The organism is Xanthobacter sp. DMC12 (assembly GCF_056314105.1).
The window spans coordinates 715,320-734,209 of record NZ_JBQUYZ010000001.1 but is presented as its reverse complement, the minus strand read 5'-3'; the positions used below and the strand labels follow the sequence as shown (position 1 = coordinate 734,209).

The window sequence follows — 18,890 nt, the reverse complement described above, 5'->3', positions numbered from 1 at the left end:
TACGGGCGCCAAGATGCCGCCTTAGCCGGGTTCAGCCGTTACGGCCGCACCGGCGGGCCGCGGGAAGGTGGAGGTATCGGGCGTGAGCGACAGTCCTGAAGCGCGCCGCTATCGCGCCCTCTTCATCTCCGACGTGCATCTCGGTACGAAGGGCTGCCAGGCCGAACTTCTCCTCGATTTCCTCAAGTACAACGAAGCCGACACCGTCTATCTCGTCGGCGACATCGTCGACGGCTGGCGGCTGAAGGCCAACTGGTACTGGCCGCAGAAGCACAACGACGTGGTGCAGAAGCTGCTGCGCAAGGGCCGCAAGGGCGCGCGCATGGTCTATCTGCCGGGCAATCACGACGAATTCCTGCGCGACTATTACGGCACCCATTTCGGCGGTATCGAAGTGGTGGAGCGGGCGATTCACGAGGCCGCGGACGGCAAGCGCTATCTCGTCATACACGGCGACATCTTCGACGTGGTGGTGCGTCATGCCCGCTGGCTCGCCTTCCTTGGCGACTGGGCCTATTCCGCTGCACTCACGATCAACACCTACGTCAACAAAATCCGCCGCCGCCTTGGTCTCACCTATTGGTCGCTCAGCCAGTGGGCGAAGCTGAAGGTGAAGAACGCGGTCAACTATATCGGCAAGTTCGAGGAGGCGGTGGCCGACGAGGCCAAGCGCTCGGAGGTGGATGGGGTCATCTGCGGCCACATCCATCACGCGGTCATCCATGAGCAGTTCGGCGTCCGCTACGTGAATTGCGGCGACTGGGTGGAAAGCTGCACCGCCATCGCCGAGCATGAGGATGGTCGCCTGGAAATCATCTCCTGGACGCGCAAGCTGGAGAAGAAGGCCCCGGCCGAGGAGGGCGAGGTCGTCGAGGGGGCGCGCGCGGCGGCCTGATGCGGGTTCTTGTGGCCACCGATGCGTGGCATCCCCAGATCAACGGCGTGGTGCGTTCCCTGGAGCATACCGCCCGAGAGGCCGAGAACCTCGGGGCGGACATGCAGTTCCTCACCCCGCAGGGCTTCCGCACTGTCCCGCTGCCCACCTACAACGAGATCAGGCTCGCCCTTGCCACGCCGCGCATGATCATGCGGCGCATTGAGGCGCTGCAGCCGGACTTCGTGCACATTGCCACCGAAGGGCCCATCGGCATTCTGGTGCGCCGGGCCTGCATTGCCTCGCGCCGCACTTTCACCACTTCGTACCACACGAAATTCCCGGAATATCTCGCCGCCCGTGCCCCAGTGCCGGAGCGGCTGACCTATGCGTGGCTGCGCTCGTTCCACAATGCGGGCGGCGGCGTCATGGTCTCCACCGCCACGCTGGAGCGGGATCTGGAAGCCCGCGGCTTCAAGCGGCTGATGCGCTGGTCGCGCGGGGTGGATGCGGACCTGTTCCGCCCGCGTCCCGAAGCGACGCTGAACCTGCCGCGGCCGGTCTATCTCTTCGTCGGCCGGGTCGCCGTGGAGAAGAACATCGAGGCGTTCCTCAATCTCGATCTTCCCGGCTCCAAGGTGGTGGTGGGCAACGGTCCCGCCCTCGCCAGCCTGAAGGAGCGCTTCCCGGCGGTGCATTTCCTTGGCTCGAAGGAAGGAGAGGATCTGGCGCAGGTCTATTCCGCCTGCGACGTCTTCTGTTTCCCGAGCCGCACCGACACCTTCGGCATCGTGCTGCTGGAGGCGCTGGCCAGCGGCCTGCCGGTTGCCGCCTATCCGGTGACGGGCCCGACCGACGTACTGGCGGACGCCACCGAAACCGTGGGCATTCTCGACGAGGATCTGCGCACCGCCTGCCTCAAGGCGCTGGAACTGTCGCCCGCCGCCGCCCGCCGCTTCGCGCTGCGCTATACGTGGCGGGAGAGCGCGCGCCAGTTTCTGGACAATGTGCTGATCGCCCACGACATTGGACCCATCGCGCGGCGCTATCGCCTTCGGCGGCGGCGTCGGGTAGCTTCCGGCGCATGAGCGCCTTAGAGATTCAGCCCGCCCCGCTTCCCACCGCCGAAGATGTCGATGCTGCCGCCGCGCGGCTGCTCGGCTTCGCCGTGCGCACGCCGCTGGTGTTCTCGCCGGTGCTGAGTGAGCGCATTGGCGCCGACGTCTTCCTGAAGCCGGAGACGCTTCAGCGCACGGGCTCCTTCAAGTTCCGCGGCGCCTTCAACCGCATGGTGCAGATTCCCGAAAAGGCGCGCGCCGCCGGCGTCGTCGCCTGCTCGTCGGGCAATCATGCACAGGGTGTCGCCGCTGCGGCGAAGATCCTCGGCATGCCGGCGGTCATCGTCATGCCCCATGACGCACCGGCCCTGAAGCGCGACCGCACCCGCGCACTCGGCGCCGAGGTCGTGGGCTACGACCGCCGCACCGAGGACCGCGACGCCATCGCCCGCGCCATTGCCGCAGAGCGCGGTGCCATCATGGTGCCGCCCTACGACGATCCCCACATCATCGCCGGGCAGGGTACGGTGGGGCTGGAGATCGTGCAGGACCTCGCCGCCCTCGGCCGGGTGCCGGACCTCGTGGCGGCCAACGCCTCCGGCGGCGGCTTGGTGGCCGGCATCGCGCTCGCCGTGAAGCGGGTTGCGCCGCAGGCGCGGGTGGTGGTTTGCGAGCCGGCGGGCTTCGACGACCACGCCCGCTCCTTCCGCTCCGGCGTTCGCGAGCGCAATGCCCAGCCGGATGGCTCCTTCTGCGACGCGCTGCTGGCGCCCACCCCCGGCGCGATCACCTTCGAGATCACCCGCCGCATCGTCGGCGAGGCGGCCTCCGTGACCGACGCCGAGGTGGCACGGGCGGTGGAATACGCCTTCCGCGAACTCAAGCTCGTGGTGGAACCGGGCGGCGCCGTGGCGCTGGCCAGCCTGCTGGAAGGACGGCTCAACGTCTCCGGCGGCACAGCGGTGATCGTCCTCTCGGGCGGCAATGTGGACGCGGAAACCTTCGCCCGCTGCCTTGCTTCCGCCTGACGCATCGTGGACGGCGCGGGGGAGACAGGGCAGGGCCACCTGCCGCCGCGCGCGCTCGCACTGAGGCTCGGGGCGGCCTACGGCACCTTCTTCATCGCCCTCGGCATTTTCCAGCCCTATCTGCCGCTCTGGCTGCAGGCGCGCGGGCTGGGGCCTGAGGCCATCGGCCTCGTGCTGGCCGTGCCCATGCTCAGCCGGCTCGCCGCGACACCCCTGCTCGGTCTACTTTCGGACCGGCTGGGGCGGCCGAGGGCGCTGCTGACGCTGCTGGGCATGGCCACGGTCGCGGCCATGGTGCTGCTGGCCCTCACCTCCAGCCTCCCGGCGATCCTGCTCATCCTCGGCGCCATGTCTGCGGCATGGTTCCCCGGCTTCTCGCTGCTGGATTCCTATACCTCGCGCCTCGCCCGGGCGGGACGCGCGGAATATGGCCGCGCGCGGCAATGGGGGTCGGCGAGCTTCCTCACGGCCAACCTCGCCGGTGGGGTGATCGTCGGTGCGCTGGGCGCGGATTCGGTCGTCCTGCTGATGATCGGCGGCCACATGGCCTATGTGCTCGCGACCTTCGGCCTGCCTGAACTGCCGCGGGCCGAGCCCATGCCCTCGCCTCTCACGGGCCGGCGCGCGCGGCTCGGTTTTCTCGCCGGCATCGTCGCTGCTGGGCTGGTGCAGGCGAGCCACGCGGTGCTTTACCTCTTCGCGACGGTCCACTGGCGGTCGGAGGGTATCTCGCTGTCGGTCATCGGCATCCTGTGGGCGGTGGGCGTCGCTGCCGAGATGCTGCTGTTCCGCTTCGGCCGGCCGCTGCTGTTCCGCTTTGGTGCCTATGGAATGATCGCCATCGGCGGCGCGGCGGCCGTATTGCGCTTTGCGATGATGGCGAGCGATCCGCCGCTCGCCGTCCTGCTGCCGCTGCAGGTGCTGCACGCCCTGACCTTCGCGGCCACCTATCTTGCCATGGTCGATCTCGTGGCCCGCGGCGTGAGCGAGCATCGATCCGGGACGGGCCAGACCACCGCGGCTTGGACCTCGAGCCTGATGTCGTCGGCAGCGAACGTGGCGGCGGGGCCGCTCTGGGCGGCGTTCGGTCCGCTGGCTTTCCTGGCGGGCTGCGCGCTGGGACTGGCGGGGGCGGGCGTGGCCCTCCTCGCCGCGCGGATTCAGCCCCAGAGCAGGGGCTCGGGCGGGGAAACGACAGCGCCCTCGTAATTAAGGCCGGGGAGGCGGTCGCGGGCGAGCAGCAGCGGCCCGTCGAGATCGACCCACCTCGCGCGTTGGGCGACCAGCAGGGCAGGGGCCATGGCCAGCGACGACGCCAGCATGCAGCCCACCATGACGCCGAATCCGAGGCCATGCGCCGCCTCTGCCAATGCCAGCGCCTCGGTGAGGCCGCCCGCCTTGTCGAGCTTCACGTTGATGGCGTCGTAGCGCGTGCGCAGATCCGCGAGCCCGGCCCGGTCGTGGACGCTCTCGTCGGCGCACACCGGCACCGGCCGGTCGATGCGGGCGAGGCGACGGTCGTCGTCGGCCGGCAGCGGCTGCTCGATGAGTTCGACGCCAGCAGCGGCGCAGGCCTCGAACAATGCGGGCAGGTCGGCCGCCTTCCAACCCTCGTTGGCATCCACGATCAGCCTCTTGTCCGGCGCGGCCTCGCGCACGGCCGCGAGGCGTTCCCGATCACCCGGCGCTCCGAGCTTCAGCTTGAGCAGTGGGCGGTCCGTGGCTGCGGCCGCGGCGCTGGCCATGGCCTCGGCCGTGCCGAGGCTCAGGGTATAGGCCGTGACCACAGGCCGCAGGGGCGGCAGGCCGGCAAGCTCGGCGCAGCCCATGCCGGAGGATTTCGCATCGAGGTCCCACAGGGCGCAGTCGATGGCATTGCGGGCGGCGCCGGCGGGCAGGCGGTGCTGCAGCGCTTCCCGGCTCAGGCCGGCTGCAATTTCGGGCGCGAGCTGCCCGATGGCTGCGACCACCCCCTCCACGCTTTCGCCGTAGCGGGCATAGGGCACGCATTCGCCACGGCCGGTGATGCCGCCCGAGGTTATGCGCACCTCCACCACCACCGCCTCGGTCTTCGAGCCGCGGGCAATGGTGAAGGTACCGGCGATGGGAAAGCGCTCGACGCTCAGGGACAGTTCGGCCATGGGTTAAGCTTAATAGCCGATTCCGCGCCGCCCATCGCCGGGCAGGTGACGATGGTGGCGCAGTGTGTCCTGGCTGATCTCGACGCCGCTGCCGCATCTCTGTATGGCTAGATTGCGTCGGGGCCTCAGGGGCTTTGACGCAGCTGGCGAGTCCTTGCGAACCCGCCGGAGCAAGCGGGGCGTCGGTTCGGGCCGCGGCGGTGTCGCGGCAGGGAATCGGGTCGGTCAGGCCCGAAGCCCGTTTGAAGTTGAGACCAGCCGGCGCGACGCGCCGGTCGCCGTTGGAGACGCCGCGTTGCCGCACGCCTCGTTGATTTCCGTGCACAGCCAGGACGACCGCCTGACCGTGGCCGGTCGCGGTGCGTGGACGTCGGAATATGCCGACGAACTGGAAGCGGCGGTCAACGACACCGCCCATACCTATGCCAAGCCCAAGGATGTCGAGATCGACCTCGCCTCCGTGGAACGCATGGACACCTTCGGCGCCCTGCTGCTGGAGCGGCTGCGCCGCGCCTGGGCCGGCGCAGGCATCGAGCCGAAGGTCGTCGGGCTGGCGCCGCGCTACAAGGTGCTGCTGGAAGAACTCGCCCGCATGGGCCACGAGCCGGTGCCGCCCAAGCGCCGGCACGAAGGCATTCTTGAGCGCTTCGGCCACGAGGTCGTCAATGCCGCGAAGGATGCGCTGTCGCTGCTGAACTTCATCGGCGCCACCGTGGCTGCCATGCTGCGGGTGGTGGCGCGTCCGCGCAGCTTCCGCTTCACCTCCATGGTGAACCAGATCGACCGTGTGGGCTTCCGCGCCGTGCCGATCATCCTGCTCATCACCTTCCTGATCGGCTGCATCCTGGCCCAGCAAGGCATCTTCAATTTCCGCCGCTTCGGCGCCGACATCTATGTCGTGGACATGGTGGGCGTGCTGGTGCTCCGCGAGCTCGGCGTGCTCATCGTCTCCATCATGATCGCCGGCCGGTCGGGCAGCGCCTATACGGCCGAGCTCGGCTCCATGCGCATGCGCGAGGAGATCGATGCCCTCCGTGTCATGGGCTTCGATCCCATCGAGGTGCTGGTGGTGCCGCGCATCCTGGCGCTCATCATCGCCCTGCCGCTGCTCACCTTCATCGGCTCCATGTCGGCCATTTTCGGTGCCGGGCTGGTGTCCTGGGGCTATGGCGGCATCACGCCCGACGTGTTCCTCGACCGGCTGAAGCTCGCCATCGACCTCGATCAGTTCAAGGTCGGCATGTACAAGGCGCCCTTCATGGCCGCGACCATCGGCCTCGTCGCCTGCATGGAAGGTCTGAGGGTGGGCGGCAGCGCCGAATCCCTCGGTGAGCACACCACCGCCTCGGTGGTGAAGGCCATCTTCCTCGTGATCGTCATGGACGGTGTGTTCGCCATGTTTTTCGCCGCGATCGACATGTGAGCGGCCATGGACGCGCAGACCTCCCCCTCCACACTCCAGACCAGCGGCCGGGAAGCCATCATCCGGGTGCGCGACATCGTCGTCGGTTTCGGCGACAGGGTGGTGCTCAACCACCTCAATCTCGATGTCTATCGCGGCGAGATCCTGGGCTTCGTCGGCACGTCGGGCGGCGGCAAATCGGTGCTGACGCGCACCATCCTCGGCCTCGTGCCGAAGACCTCCGGCACCGTCGAGGTGTTCGGGCAGAACCTGGACGACCTCTCCGAGCGCGAGCGTTCCGCGCTGGAGCGGCGGTGGGGCGTGCTGTTCCAGCAGGGCGCGCTGTTCTCCTCGCTCACGGTGAAGCAGAACATCCAGTTCCCGCTCCGGGAAAATCTCAAGCTCTCCCAACGGCTTCTGGATGAGATCGCCTTCACCAAGATCGAGATGGTCGGCCTGAAATGCGATGTGGCCGAAAAGTTACCCTCCGAGCTTTCCGGCGGCATGATAAAACGCGCCGCGCTGGCCCGTTCGCTGGCGCTCGATCCTGAAATCCTCTTTCTCGACGAGCCGACATCGGGGCTCGATCCCATCGGTGCGGGCGACTTCGACGAACTGATCCGCACGCTGCAACAGACTTTGGGGCTTACGGTTTTCATGGTAACCCACGATCTCGACAGCCTTCACACGGTGTGCGACCGGATCGCGGCACTGGCCGACGGCAAGGTGATCGCGGCGGGAACGATCGAGGACATGATGGCGGAACAGCACCCCTGGCTGCGGGCCTATTTCCACGGCACGCGGGCACGGGCGGTTCAGAGCGTGCGCCGGTAGGCGCGGGATGAGACATGCGCGCCGCATTTGGCGGCGCGCCAGGACAAGGAGCAGGCCGGTAAAGCGGGGCAGGCTGCAACGGAACCGGGATGAGGCATGGAAACACGGGCCAACTACACCATCATCGGAGCCTTCACGCTCGCCGTCATCGCGGCCGCGTTCGGCTTCGTGTACTGGTTCGCCGGGCCGCACGATTCCACGGCCCGCAAGGTCTATGAGATCGTCTTCGACGGCTCGGTGGCCGGCCTGCGCCAGGGCAACTCGGTGCTGTTCAACGGTATTCCCGTGGGCCAGGTGACGAGCCTCGGCCTCGTGCCGGGCCAGCCCGGCCAGGTGCTCGTCCACATCGGCATCGACAACAAGGTGCCGGTGCTCTCCGACGCCCGCGCAGGTCTGGAGTCGCAGGGCCTCACCGGCATCATCGCCGTGTCCATCCGCGGCGGAAAGCCGGACGCGCCGCCTCTTCCGCCTGGCCCCAATGGCATTCCCCGCATCTCCGCGGACGGTGGCGCAGGCATGTCCGGCCTCATCAACACGGCGCAGGGCGTCGCCAAGAAGATCGAGATGGTGCTCGACTCGATCAACCCGGATGAGATCAAGAACATCATCCACAACATCGACACCTTCTCGCAGGCTGTCGCCTCCAAGTCCGACGACGTGGCGAGCGTGATCGAGCAGGCGAATGTGCTCGTGAAGCAGCTCAACGGCGTGGCGCAGCGGGTCGACGAGGTGGTTGCGAACCTCAAGACCGCGACCGAGGACAAGAACGGCCTGCTCAACCAGGCCACCGAGGCCGCCACCTCCGTGCGGAAGCTGGCCGACAATCTCGACCAGCGGACGGCGCTCCTCACCAACGAGATCAGCCGCTTCACCGGTCCCGGCCTCAAGCAGTTCGAGGCGCTGGCGACCGACGGCCGCCGCACCCTGGGCGAGATCGACCGCGTCCTCAGGGGCATCGAGCGCAACCCCCAGCAATTCATCCTGGGCGGCGGCACCTCCATTCCGAAATACGGGCGATGAGCCGATCATGAGCGACGTTCCCGCCCCCCGTACCCGTATGCCGACCCGTGCCGCTTCCCTGACGCGCCGCCTGCTCGGCGCGTTCCTGTTCGTTGGCGCCGCCCTCTCCCTCGCCGCCTGCGGCTCGACCCCGACGCCGACCTACAATCTCTCCGCACCCGGCGGCTTCACGGCCGGAGGCGCCGGCAACGGACAGCTCGTGGTGGTGGCGCCGACGGCGCTCGCCGTGCTCAACACCGACAAGATCATGGTGGAGCCCGGCGCGGGGCAGGTGGCCTATCTGGCTGATGCGCAGTGGAGCGACAATCTTCCGGCGCTGCTGCACGCCCGCACGATCCAGGCGTTCGAGAATGCCAGCAAGCTGCGCCGCGTCGCCCGTCCCGGCGACGGCGTGAACGCTGACTACACGCTGGTGACGGACATCCGCACCTTCGCGCTGCGCATCACCGATCAGGGACCCGTGGCGGTGGTGGAGATCTCCGCCAAGCTCATCGGCACCCAGAGCGGTCGCATCCTGGCGGCGCAGGTGTTCCGCGCCGCCGTGCCGGCTGCCTCCTCCGCTGGTCCCGCCGCAACCGCAGCGCTCGATCAGGCGCAGGAGCAGGTGCTGGTTCAGATGGTGCGTTGGGCGTCCGCTAAGTTCTGACCGGCGGCCTGAACCGCTCGCTGGTTCACACGAGCCGGTCGGCCAGCAGGAACTGAAGCGCCCGGTCCAGCCGGATGTGCGGGATGGGGCCCTCGCCGATGCCTGCGGGCGGCCGGAAGCGCAGAAAGCGGAAATCCACGTCGCCCTGCCCATCGCCCGCCCCGGACGAGGCGAGGCCCCGGAATCCCGCGCCGGACGGATCGAACAGCGCATCGGGGTCGGCGGGCAGTTCGCCCGGAAACACCGCCACCTCCTCCTCGCCGTCGAACACGTGGCCGCCGGCCTCCTGCCCCGCCTCTGGTGTGCCGACGATGGCGTCCAGCTCATGCCCGCCCCGCCGCACGCGCGCCTCGCGGGTGGCGCGGATGGCGGCGAGGGCGACCACGTCGAGGGTCGCGCCACGGTCCTGCGCCCGCTCGCGCGCCCGCTCCACCAGGCGGCCGAGCACAGCCTCCAGCCGGTCATGGCTTGCGCGATGCAGGTGGTCCGCCTTGGTCGCGGCAAACAACACCTTCTCGATGCGCGGCCGGAAAAGGGTGCTCACCAGACTGTTCCGCCCGGTGCGGAAGGCGGCGAGGATGCCATCCAGCGCCCGCTCGAGATCGGCGAGCGCGGCGGGCCCGGCATTCAAGGCCGACAGCGTGTCCACCAGCACGATCTGCCGATCAAGCCGGGCGAAGTGGTTGCGGAAGAAGGGCCGAACCACGGCGTGCTTGTAGGCCTCGAAACGCCGCTCCATCATGCCGCCCAGCGTATCGGCGCGGGGAGGCGCGTCCTCCACGTCCAGCGGGGCGAAGGTGAGAGCAGGGGAGCCTTCGAGGTCGCCGGGCATGAGGAAGCGGCCGGGGGGCAGCAGGCTCATGGCCAGTCGCTCGCTGCGACAGGCGGCGAGATAGGCGGTGAAGCGCGCCGCCACCTCCCGCGCCCTGGCCTCTTCGGCCGGGCCGTTTGCAGGGGCATCGGCCACCGCAGCGAGGAACGGCGCCGCCACCTCGGCCCTCGCCTGCGCCCGCGCAAGGGCAAGGCTCTGGCGGGCGAAGTCGGCGTAAGACATGTTCAGAAGCGGCAGGTCGAGCAGCCACTCGCCGGGATAATCCACGATGTCCAGCGTGAGGGTCTTCAGGCTGCCGCGTCGCGTGGCGTAGCGGATGGCAAGACGCAGCTCGCTGACGCGGGTGGTGGAGGACGGCCAGCGTCGCTCCGCACCCAGCATCTCCAGATGGGCCTCATAGGCGAACCGCGGCACCGCGTCGTCCGGCTGGGGCTGCAGCTCGGCGCGGGCGATGCGGCCGGACTGGTAGGGCTCGAACACCGGCATCCGGGCGCCCTTGGTGAGGGCGTGGATGAGGGCCGTGGTGAAGATGGTCTTCCCCGCTCGCGACAGACCTGTCACGCCGAGGCGCAGGGTGGGATGGGCGATGCCCTCTACCCGATCCGCCAGGGCCTGAAGCGCGATGCGCGCATCGTCCATGGCGTCCGTGAAGAACGCCATTGTCAGTCGTTTCCGCCGAGGTCGCGCGGGGTGACGAAGCGGTCGAGGCGGCCGATGCCGGGCGCGGTTGCGCTCCACTCGTCCACGGGAAGGTCGATGACGGCGAGGCCGCCGGTGGGGAATTTCTCTGCCATGCTGGCAAGATGGGGCGCCGGACCCGAAGCCACAAGCAGCTCGGCGAGGTCTTCCAGGCCGGGATTGTGGCCCACCAGCATCACGCTGTGGGCGTCCTTAGGCTGCTCGCGCAGCACGGTCATGAGGCGGGCGGCGGAGGCGTCGTAGACGCGGGGCTCGCTCGCCACCACCTTCGGCGGGGGCAGGCGGGCGGCCACGAGGTCCCATGTCTCGCGTGTACGGCGTGCGGGAGAAACCAGGATGCGATCGGCCAGCAGGTGTTCCTGCGCGATATAGGCGCCAATGCGGGGCGCCGCATTTCGGCCCCGGGCGGCAAGCGGCCGCTCCGGGTCGGCGATGCCGTCCGGCCAATCCGACTTCGCATGACGCAGCAATATGAGTCGGCGCATGGTTACTAACCGATCAACGAAATGCGGCTCCTTATGACGCACGCGACCTGTGCAGCGCAACGTCTGCTGCCGCGCCGCAGCGTCACGCCCCCCGGCGCAATAGCCGGCCAAACGCCATTAGAGCGCCGCAAATAAACGCTTTCTCAAGCTGGCGGCGTCAGCATTCCCCATCTCTTATTGGACCAATTCATGAGCCAGACGTCTGCGCACCGGCCCCCCGCGCACGATGCGATGGTGCCCGAGCGCTCCGCCGCCGGTCCCAAGCGGATCATCGACTGCGACGTCTGCGTGGTCGGCGGAGATGTCGCTGGCCTCGTGCTGGCGGCGGATCTCGCCCGGCGCGGACGCGACGTGGTGCTGCTGGCCATGGCCGGTCCGTCGGCGGCGGTCCCCTCGTGGCCGCTCGACAGCGTCATCGCTCCCGGCTTTCCGCTTCCAACCCTCGAGCTTTCCAGCCGGGTCGGCCGCGACGACGCGCAGGAGCTGCTCATCCTCTCCGCGCAGGCGGCGGAGGCGGGGCTTGCGCTTGCCGAGCGTCTCGGCGTCGAGATCGGTCCGCGGGGCCGCCTCACAGTGGCCCGGGCCCACGCGGCCGACGCGCTTTATCGCGAGCATGAGCTGCGTCAGGAATTGGCGCCCGATACCACCGTCTTCGTCGGCGCGGAGGACCTGGCCGCATTGCTGGGTACGGAGACATTTGCCGCCGGCCTTGGCGTCGTGCCGGCCGAACGGGTGCGCACCGCCTCCCTCTCCGCGGCCCTCGACGAGGCCGCGCGGACGTCCGGCGTCCGCATCGTGAACGTCGAGGGATCCCTTTCGGTCGATCTGAAGGGCGTTCGCAAGTATCTCGATATGGCAGGTCAGCGGGTGCGCGCCTTTCAGGTCGCTGTATGCGGACCGGCGGCCTTTGCCAGGCTCGGCTCGGGCGTGGCGCGGCTGCCGCGGGCGCCGTGGGTTTCTGGGGGCTTCCGGCTGCCGGGCAGCACCGTGCCTTATGCCGGCCTCGTCGAAGAGTTCGGCCTCACCGGCCTCGCCTACCATTTCGACGGTGACCGGCTGGCGCTCGCCGCGCAGTCCGCTTTGCCGGCGTTGACCCGAGTCGGCGCCGCGCGCGTGCTGCGGCGTCACGCGGCCGAGGTTTATCCGGTCGGTTCCGGGCTGGTCGAGGGCGCACGGCGCTGTGCCCTGCCGGAGCCCGGCGGCATGCCGTTGCTGCACGAGGGGGACCGCGGTGTCTGGTATGCCCTTTCGCCCGGGGCCGGATCGCTGGGGGTCGATTTCCTGGCCGCTCGGTTGATCTCCGGCGCCATCGCCGACCGGGACGATCGGATTTCGCTGCTGCAGCCCTTCGCGTCGGGCGGCCTTTCGGGATGGGCGGGGCGTGCTGCGCGCTTCGCGGCCTTCTGGCATGTGCGGCTCGCGGCACGCCTCCACATGGAGAAGAGCCTGCCCGCCCAGGTGCCGCCGGAGGAGCCGATCCTTCCCGCCCCGCTTCCAGCACCGGCAACGGCCGGCGCTCTGGCGCGGCGAAGCGTTGCGTCGGCAGCCTCGGCCTCCCGCCACGCGGCACGGGCCGCGCTTCATGCCGCCTCCGGCTGGGCGTCCGGCGTCGCCGAGCGGGCGGCGTCCGAAGGTGTGCGCCGCCGCCGGCGCCCGCAGCCGGAGCCGCACGCCGATCTGGAGGAGGAGGCGCCGCCTCAGCGGCGGTAGAAGCTCTTGGGGCGGACGCCTTCCCGGAAATAGCCGAAGAAGGCGGCGACGCCCGCCGCCTGCGCCAGAAGCCCGGGCATGAGCGCCGCGAACGCGCCGAGGTCAGCCCCGTCGGGCGCAATGGCGTCGCGGATGGCGAACTGGCTGTAGCCAGTCGTCGCCAGCCAGAGCACCAGCAGCCAGGGCAGCACCAGCAATGCGATGCGCGCCCGGGCCACCGTCAGCACGACCATGGACACCGCCCAGACGAACAGCACGATCTGCGGCATCAGGCCTAGCCGCAGCACCTGCTGCGCCACGCCCGCACCTGCAAAGGAATCGAACAGGGCAGAGCGCGCGCCGGTGACGCCCAGCGCCGAAATCAGCGTGAACAGCCCCGCCAGAGGCAAGGCGGCGATGCCGCACGCGCACCAGAACAGGAAGGCCAGCGCTCCGCCGAGGCGCGTGGGGCCTTCGGGCTGGCCGGGCGCGTGGGCGGGGGTGCGGAGCGGGGCTTTGTGCGGCGGGACTTGGGGCAGCGGGACTTGGGGCGTGGACGGAGCGGTCATGGGGATCCTCGGATCACCCGGCTTATAACCGATCCTGCGCGCCGTGCATCCGGCAACGCCAGCCTGACGCAGGGTGAATTCCGTCAGCTGCCGAAATGGTCGTGCCAGCTCTTCTGGCAGTCCGGAAAGGGCAGGCGTCGCGCCTCATGCACCGCCCGTGCAACCGCCCGCGCCAGCACGATGGAAGCCAGGGCGCCGAGCCGCGCGAGGTCGGGAAGCGGGGCGTCCAGCACCTTGCGTCCGGTGGCCATGGCAAACACCACGTCGCCATCGAGCGGCGTGTGGACGGGAAACAGCGAGAGCGCGAGACCGTTCTGCGCCATGATGGCGAGCCGTCGCGCCTGCACCGTGGTCAGCACCGCATCCGTCGCGACGACGGCGATGGTCGTGGCGAAGCGCGAGATGCCGCCCTTGAGCCGGGGATCGCTGGCCTCATCCGGAACATGCATCGGCGCACCGAGCCCGCCGAATTCTCCATCCCGTTCATAATGGCCGGCACGGAAATGCGGGCCGTCGCCGAACAGGGGGCTTCCGGCAGCGTTGACCGCGACAATGGCGCCGACCACATGGCCGGTGGCGCTCACGGCCGAGGCCGAGCCGAGCCCGCCCTTGACGGTGGCCGTGGTGCAGCCGGTGCCGGCCCCCACCGAGCCGAGGTGAAAGTCCACGTCGGCGGCGTCGAGGGCATCACGGCCGAGCTGGAGGTAGGGAGGATGGCCCTCCCAGCCCTTGTCGCCGCCGTTGAGCAGGTCGAACAGGATGGCGCCGGGCACGATGGGCACCCGCGCGGTGCCGACCGGAAAGCCTCGTCCGCGCGCCGCCAGCCCCGCCATGACGCCGGATGCCGCATCGAGGCCGAAGGCCGAGCCGCCCGAGAGGGTGATGGCGTCCACGCGCTCTACCGTCGCCGCCGGGTCCAGAAGATCGGTTTCCCGCGTGCCCGGTCCCCCGCCGCGCACATCCACGGCCGCCACTGCCGGCTCCTCGGCGAGGATCACGGTGACGCCGGTGCCGATGTGAGGCTCGGTGGCGTTGCCGACCAGCAGGCCGGGGACATCGGTGATGAGATTGCGCAGCGCCCTCTCCTCAAGCTGGCCGAAGCTGGGCGGAAGATACGACAGGCGGCGGGATAAAAAAGACCGCGCCGGGCGTTTCGGGCCCGGCGCGGCTCTTATGGTGGTCCAGCCTGCGGCGGCCGGGTCGGTCAGCTCCGCCTCAGTCGAGGCGCCCGGAGGCGTGGGCGAGCATGGTGTAGACCTTGCCCGTGTCGGAGGTGAGGTAGGTGCGCGCCAGCGTGCTGCCGCGGTCGTCGCCGGACACCTGATCGATGAGCCGCTCGAACTCGGCGACGTAGCGATCCACGGTCTCGCGGAAGCCCGCATCGGCGCGGTAGCGGCGCTTCAGAGCATCGAAGGTCTGCTGCCCCTGCAGGGTGTAGAGGCGGCGGGAGAAGACGTGGCTTTCGCCGTTGTTGTGGCGATCCCACATCTCCACGGCCGCCTGATGGTCGACCATGCGGGCGATGTCGGCGGAGAGGTCGTCGAGGCTCTCCGGCGCCGTAACCGGGGCCGGGGTCGCGGCACGGGGAGCGCGGGGAGTGTCCTCGTTGAGCTCGCCGGAGGCGCGGGCCAGAAGCTCGGTCAGCCAGCTGTCGCGCTCTTCGCCGTTGGCCTCGGTGCGTCCGGCAGGCCGCGGCGCAGGCCGCTCCGCAGGCTCGGCGCGGCGGCTCGTCGGCGTGCTCGGGGCGCGCCGCAGTTCCGACTGCAGAAGGCTCGCGCCTTCGGAACGGGTCGGCTCGGAGCGGCTGGTCTCACTGCGGGCGATGTCGGCGCGGGCCGGCTCGGGACGCTGGAGTTCCGAACGCGGGCTCTCGGCGCGGGGTTCGCGCTCCGGGCGGCTGCGCAGGGCGGAGGCCGTCTCGCGCGGCGCTTCGCGGGAGGCGCGGGTGGTCTCCTGGTGGGCGGCGCGGGCGGAGGCCTCCACCACGTCGAGGGCCTGACCCTGCCGGGCGACGATCTCGTTGAGTTCGGCCAGGGCCTTGATCTGCTCGGCCACCGCGCGGCGCATGGTAGCTGCGCTGGCCTCGGTCTCGGCGGGCAGTTCGAGGATGCCGCGCTTCATCTCCTCGCGGGCGAGGGTGATGGCCTGCTGCACGTCCTCGGCCACCCGCTTGAGGTCGGTGGCCACGGCGGTGAAGCGGTTGCCGGTCTCGCCAAAAAGGCTTTGCACGTCGTTCAGCGCGGCCTCGTAGGTCTCGCGCAGGGCGGCGGTGGAACGCTCGCGCTCGGCGTCGGCAGCCGTGCGGACCAGAGCGAGCTGCTGTGCCACCGCATCAGTCGAGCCGGACGTGGCCGCCGCAATGACGTTGGCGATCTCGCCGGCCCGCTGCTGCGAAGCCGCGTAGGTCTGGTCGAGCATGGTGTGGAAGGCGGCGAGGCGGCTCTCCACGTCTCCGACACGCTGGGCGAGGGAGCGGGTAAGCTGCTCCATGGCTTCGCGGCGCGCGGCGAGGGTGCTGTCCACCTGATCGTGGGTGGAGGCGAGCGTCTGGGCGGCCTCGTCCATGAGACGGCGGTTCTGGTCGAGCCGCTCGGAGAGGGACGACATCTGCGCCAGCGCGCTGGCCGACACTTCCTTGAGAGAGCCGATCTGAGACTGGAAGCGCTCGGCGGTGGCATCGGCGCTGAGGGTGATGCCGGAGACCGCGCCACCGAAGCTCTCCACCTGGCGGGCGAAGGTGCCCGCGAAGGCGTCGAGGTTGGACACCGCCTGCGTCAGCGCGCCCTGGAAGGTGGCGTTTGCGTCGTCAAGGCGCTCGATGATGACGCCCACGTCGGTGCGCAGGGCGGTGTTGGTGGCGGTGATCTCCGACACGGCGCGCTGGCTGGTGCGCTCCAGCGCAGAGAGGAAGGTGCCGTTCTTGTCGTCGATGAGATGGGCGATCTCGGTCAGGCGGGTGCCGAGGTTGTCCGCCACCTTGTCCGAATGCTCGGACAGGGTGCGGCTGACGTTGGCCGACAGGGTGGTGAGCGAGCGCTCCACCTCGTTCGCCTCGGCGCGCAGGGCACCGGAGACGTTCTCGATGCGGCCGACAAGGGCATCCGCGATCGCCGTGCCGCGCACTTCCAGCGACGTGGCGACGCCATCGAGGCGGCCGAGCACCAGCTCCTCGATGCGGTGGACACGGCCGTCGAGCACAGAGGCGATCTCCTGCGCCCGCACGCCGATATTGCGGTTCACCGCATCGGCCCGGTCGGTCAGCACCTCGCCCAGCGCCTTGGAGCGCGTGGCGAAGAAGGTCTCCAGCGTCTCCACCGACTTGTCGAGGGATTCGGTTGCGTTCTTCGTGCCCTCGGCGATGGTGCGCGCGAAGTTGACGGTGCGCGTGGCCAGCGTCTCGGTGAGGCTCTGGGCGCGCTGGTCAAGCGTCTGCTCGATGCGCGAGAAGCGCTGGTCCATGATGGTCGCCACCGTGTCGGTGGTTGCGGAGAGGCGCTCGTCCAACGTGGACGTGGCGAGGCGCAGGTTCTCGTTCACCAGCGCCACCCGGTGGGTGATCTGATCCACCAGCTCGGGCGCATGCACCTTCACCGTGGTGTCGAAATTCTTCACGCCGTCCTGCATGACGCGGGCAAGGTGTGCGGAGTCATGCTGCATGCGGTCGGCGAGCTCGGCGCCGCGCACGGTGATGGTCTCCTCCATGGCCTTGAGGCGTGCGGTGAGCATCTCCTTGATGGCGTCGCTCTTGGTGCCGATGGTGGCCACCAGGATGTCGGCGGTCTCGCGGAAGGCTTCCGTGACCTTGGAGCCGCGGGCACCGATGGCCTGGGTGACCTCGGTGGCGACGCGCGACAGGCGCTCGGTCATGTCCTCGCCGGCACCGTTGAGGGACCCGGCGATCTCATGGCCCTTGTCCACCAGCGCCGTGACCACCTGGTTGCTGGAGCGGTCGAGCGAAGAGGTGATGCGCTCGCCGGTCTCGGACAGGCGCTGCTGCAGGTCCTCGCCGCGCACGGCGACGGCTTCGTAGATGCGGTTGCCGGTGGCCTCGATGCGGTCGGCGAGGTCGGTGCCGCGCACGGCCAGCGTCTCGGCGACACGCTCGCCGGTCTCCTCCAGCTTGCGGACGAGTTCGCCGCCGCGGGTGGAGAACTCGACCACCGCGCTCTCGCTGGTGGCGCGGAAAGCGGAGTTCACCTCGGCCACGCGCACGTCGATGTCGTCTGCGAAGCGGCCGGCATTGTCGGCCAGGGTGTCGGCGATGCCCTGCTTGAGGCGGTCGATGTTGCTGCTCACCTCGTCGCCCCAGCGCTCCACGAGCTGCGACACGTCGGTGGTGGTGGCGAGCAGATTGGAGGCGAGGTCGTCCGTACGCGAGCGCAGGGTCTCCACCAGCAGGTCGCCGGATTCGGAGAGGTCCTGACGGATGTCGGAGCCGGTGAGCTGGAGGCGGTCGATCAGCTCGCCGCCCTTGGCGGTCAGGCTGTCGATCATGCTGTCGCCCACGCGGGCGAGGGCGGCGGTGATGTGCTCGCCCTTCTGGCCGAGGATCTCGGTTACCTGCTCGCTCGCTTCCATCATGGTGGTGTGGATGCGGGAGGCGACGTCCTTCACCTCGCTGGAGAGCACCGTCTCGGCGGCGATGATGCCTTCGCGCAGGCGCTCGGTCTCGATCTGGATGTTGTGGCGCTCGGCCTGCAGATCGTCGATGAGGGTGCGGATGCGGGTCTCGTTCTCCTCATAGGCGCGCTCCAGGGTCGCGACCTCGGCGCGGACCATGGCCTCCAGCTCGCCGGCGCGGGCGACCGCGCGGTCCATGCCGTCACCCATGGCGGCCACCTCGCGGCGCACGGCCTGGCCGACCGTGACCACGCTTTCGGTGGCGATGGATTCCGGCTGGGCGAGGCGCAGGGCGACCTCGGTCATGGAGCGGGCGATGCCCTGCAGCTCCAGCGACCGGCGCACGATGCTGGCCATGCCGAAGAAGGCGAGCGGCGGAATGAGGATGCCGGCGAAAATGCCGAGCAGCGCCGGGGAGTCGCCCAGCGACTGGAGCCCGTTGGAGCTTGCCATCAGGCCGTGGTGGACGGTGTAGGCGAAGATGATGCCGACGATGATCCACACCAGTGAGGCGCCCGTCGCCCAGTAGAAGGGCGTGGCGGAGGGCTTCTTCTGCAACTGGCCGAGGAGCTGGCCGATGGGCTGGCGGTCATCGTTGGCGGCGCGGCGCTCGGCCTCACTGCGGGGGCGGGGCGCGCCTTCGCGGCGGCCGCCTTCGACACGAACCTCACCGCCCTCGGGAGGCCGCGGGCGGCGGTTGATGGGCCGGCCTTCACGCTGCGGTCCGGGACCGGCGAGGACACGTTCCGGGGCGGGCGGTCGATCGAGCGGGGTTCCACGGTCCGGCGGCAGGGGCGCATCGCCTCCCTTGGCCGCGGCCGCATTGGCCTCGGCATTGTCGAGCTCGAGCGTCAGAGCCTCCTGGATGGCCGACAGAGCCGCCTCGGTCGGATCCTGGATCTTCTTCGGGTTCTTCATCTCGCTGTCGCCTCTGCCCGCTTTCGGTGCCGGGGCATGATGCCGCCCGTAGCTCCGATACCCGTACACGCCCCC

At 69.5% G+C, this 18,890-nt stretch carries 15 protein-coding genes; 9 read left to right on the top strand and 6 right to left on the bottom strand.

Going from position 1 to position 18,890, the window contains the following annotated elements:
* Positions 1 to 82: 82 nt before the first annotated feature.
* The 4 genes from ACT535_RS03330 to ACT535_RS03315 are packed head-to-tail and all read left to right on the top strand — an operon-like array spanning position 83 to position 4,169.
* Complete coding sequence (locus tag ACT535_RS03330) at positions 83 to 895, top strand: UDP-2,3-diacylglucosamine diphosphatase (RefSeq protein ID WP_476363354.1); 813 nt, start codon at positions 83 to 85, stop codon at positions 893 to 895.
* Positions 895 to 1,962 carry a glycosyltransferase family 4 protein gene (locus ACT535_RS03325; RefSeq protein WP_476330821.1) on the top strand — a complete coding sequence of 356 codons (1,068 nt, stop codon included), beginning with the start codon at positions 895 to 897 and terminating at the stop codon, positions 1,960 to 1,962. The genes ACT535_RS03330 and ACT535_RS03325 overlap by 1 nt, the downstream gene beginning before the upstream one ends.
* Complete coding sequence (locus tag ACT535_RS03320; protein ID WP_476363353.1) at positions 1,959 to 2,960, top strand: threonine ammonia-lyase; 1,002 nt, start codon at positions 1,959 to 1,961, stop codon at positions 2,958 to 2,960. Before ACT535_RS03325 ends, ACT535_RS03320 begins: the two co-directional genes overlap by 4 nt.
* Positions 2,961 to 2,966: 6 nt before the next feature.
* Positions 2,967 to 4,169, top strand: coding sequence for an MFS transporter (locus ACT535_RS03315; protein WP_476363352.1), 1,203 nt, complete (start codon positions 2,967 to 2,969; stop codon positions 4,167 to 4,169).
* Here ACT535_RS03315 and dgcA read toward each other — a convergent pair.
* A complete protein-coding gene (dgcA, locus tag ACT535_RS03310) occupies positions 4,121 to 5,101 on the bottom strand; it encodes an N-acetyl-D-Glu racemase DgcA (RefSeq protein ID WP_476363351.1) in 981 nt (326 codons plus the stop codon). The genes ACT535_RS03315 and dgcA overlap by 49 nt on opposite strands.
* Positions 5,102 to 5,396: 295 nt before the next feature.
* On the opposite strand from dgcA, the gene ACT535_RS03305 reads away from it, so the two are divergent.
* The 4 genes from ACT535_RS03305 (at position 5,397) to ACT535_RS03290 (ending at position 9,003) form a co-directional block, all read left to right on the top strand.
* The gene (locus ACT535_RS03305) at positions 5,397 to 6,524 is read left to right on the top strand and encodes an MlaE family lipid ABC transporter permease subunit (RefSeq protein WP_476330809.1); all 1,128 of its coding nucleotides are present in this window, start codon (positions 5,397 to 5,399) and stop codon (positions 6,522 to 6,524) included.
* A 6-nt stretch (positions 6,525 to 6,530) separates the two neighbouring features.
* Positions 6,531 to 7,337, top strand: coding sequence for an ABC transporter ATP-binding protein (locus ACT535_RS03300; protein ID WP_168457953.1), 807 nt, complete (start codon positions 6,531 to 6,533; stop codon positions 7,335 to 7,337).
* Between the two features lie 96 nt (positions 7,338 to 7,433).
* On the top strand, positions 7,434 to 8,357 hold the full coding sequence (locus ACT535_RS03295) for an MlaD family protein (protein ID WP_476330806.1): 924 nt from the start codon (positions 7,434 to 7,436) through the stop codon (positions 8,355 to 8,357).
* Positions 8,358 to 8,364: 7 nt separating this feature from the next.
* On the top strand, positions 8,365 to 9,003 hold the full coding sequence (locus ACT535_RS03290; RefSeq protein ID WP_168457951.1) for an ABC-type transport auxiliary lipoprotein family protein: 639 nt from the start codon (positions 8,365 to 8,367) through the stop codon (positions 9,001 to 9,003).
* Positions 9,004 to 9,028: 25 nt separating this feature from the next.
* On the opposite strand, the gene ACT535_RS03285 is transcribed toward ACT535_RS03290, so the two are convergent.
* Both ACT535_RS03285 and ACT535_RS03280 read right to left on the bottom strand, forming a co-directional pair.
* Positions 9,029 to 10,495: a YcjX family GTP-binding protein gene (locus ACT535_RS03285; protein WP_476363350.1), complete on the bottom strand. Its 1,467-nt coding sequence runs from the start codon at positions 10,493 to 10,495 to the stop codon at positions 9,029 to 9,031.
* 2 nt (positions 10,496 to 10,497) lie between these two features.
* Positions 10,498 to 11,019: a SixA phosphatase family protein gene (locus ACT535_RS03280; protein ID WP_024278884.1), complete on the bottom strand. Its 522-nt coding sequence runs from the start codon at positions 11,017 to 11,019 to the stop codon at positions 10,498 to 10,500.
* Positions 11,020 to 11,208: 189 nt separating this feature from the next.
* On the opposite strand from ACT535_RS03280, the gene ACT535_RS03275 reads away from it, so the two are divergent.
* Positions 11,209 to 12,729, top strand: a complete 1,521-nt coding sequence (locus ACT535_RS03275) for an FAD-dependent oxidoreductase (protein ID WP_476363349.1) — start codon at positions 11,209 to 11,211, stop codon at positions 12,727 to 12,729.
* Here the strand turns inward: ACT535_RS03275 and ACT535_RS03270 are convergent.
* The 3 genes from ACT535_RS03270 to ACT535_RS03260 form a co-directional block, all read right to left on the bottom strand.
* The gene (locus ACT535_RS03270) at positions 12,717 to 13,277 is read right to left on the bottom strand and encodes a hypothetical protein (protein ID WP_476363348.1); all 561 of its coding nucleotides are present in this window, start codon (positions 13,275 to 13,277) and stop codon (positions 12,717 to 12,719) included. The two genes, ACT535_RS03275 and ACT535_RS03270, sit on opposite strands and share 13 nt — an antisense overlap.
* Positions 13,278 to 13,360: 83 nt before the next feature.
* Positions 13,361 to 14,353, bottom strand: coding sequence for a P1 family peptidase (locus ACT535_RS03265; RefSeq protein ID WP_476363985.1), 993 nt, complete (start codon positions 14,351 to 14,353; stop codon positions 13,361 to 13,363).
* Positions 14,354 to 14,492: 139 nt separating this feature from the next.
* A complete protein-coding gene (locus ACT535_RS03260; protein ID WP_476363347.1) occupies positions 14,493 to 18,815 on the bottom strand; it encodes an apolipoprotein A-IV repeat region-like domain-containing protein in 4,323 nt (1,440 codons plus the stop codon).
* Between the last annotated feature and the right edge of the window lie 75 nt (positions 18,816 to 18,890).

Excerpts from the sequence above, each read along its gene's own strand:
- ACT535_RS03280 (WP_024278884.1), bottom strand. The coding sequence starts at position 11,019 with ATGCGCCGACTCATATTGCTGCGTCATGCGAAGTCGGATTGGCCGGAC.
- ACT535_RS03285 (WP_476363350.1), bottom strand. The coding sequence starts at position 10,495 with ATGGCGTTCTTCACGGACGCCATGGACGATGCGCGCATCGCGCTTCAG.
- ACT535_RS03290 (WP_168457951.1), top strand. The coding sequence starts at position 8,365 with ATGAGCGACGTTCCCGCCCCCCGTACCCGTATGCCGACCCGTGCCGCT.
- ACT535_RS03300 (WP_168457953.1), top strand. The coding sequence starts at position 6,531 with ATGGACGCGCAGACCTCCCCCTCCACACTCCAGACCAGCGGCCGGGAA.
- ACT535_RS03270 (WP_476363348.1), bottom strand. The coding sequence starts at position 13,277 with ATGACCGCTCCGTCCACGCCCCAAGTCCCGCTGCCCCAAGTCCCGCCG.
- ACT535_RS03325 (WP_476330821.1), top strand. The coding sequence starts at position 895 with ATGCGGGTTCTTGTGGCCACCGATGCGTGGCATCCCCAGATCAACGGC.
- ACT535_RS03275 (WP_476363349.1), top strand. The coding sequence starts at position 11,209 with ATGAGCCAGACGTCTGCGCACCGGCCCCCCGCGCACGATGCGATGGTG.
- ACT535_RS03260 (WP_476363347.1), bottom strand. The coding sequence starts at position 18,815 with ATGAAGAACCCGAAGAAGATCCAGGATCCGACCGAGGCGGCTCTGTCG.
- dgcA (WP_476363351.1), bottom strand. The coding sequence starts at position 5,101 with ATGGCCGAACTGTCCCTGAGCGTCGAGCGCTTTCCCATCGCCGGTACC.
- ACT535_RS03320 (WP_476363353.1), top strand. The coding sequence starts at position 1,959 with ATGAGCGCCTTAGAGATTCAGCCCGCCCCGCTTCCCACCGCCGAAGAT.
- ACT535_RS03295 (WP_476330806.1), top strand. The coding sequence starts at position 7,434 with ATGGAAACACGGGCCAACTACACCATCATCGGAGCCTTCACGCTCGCC.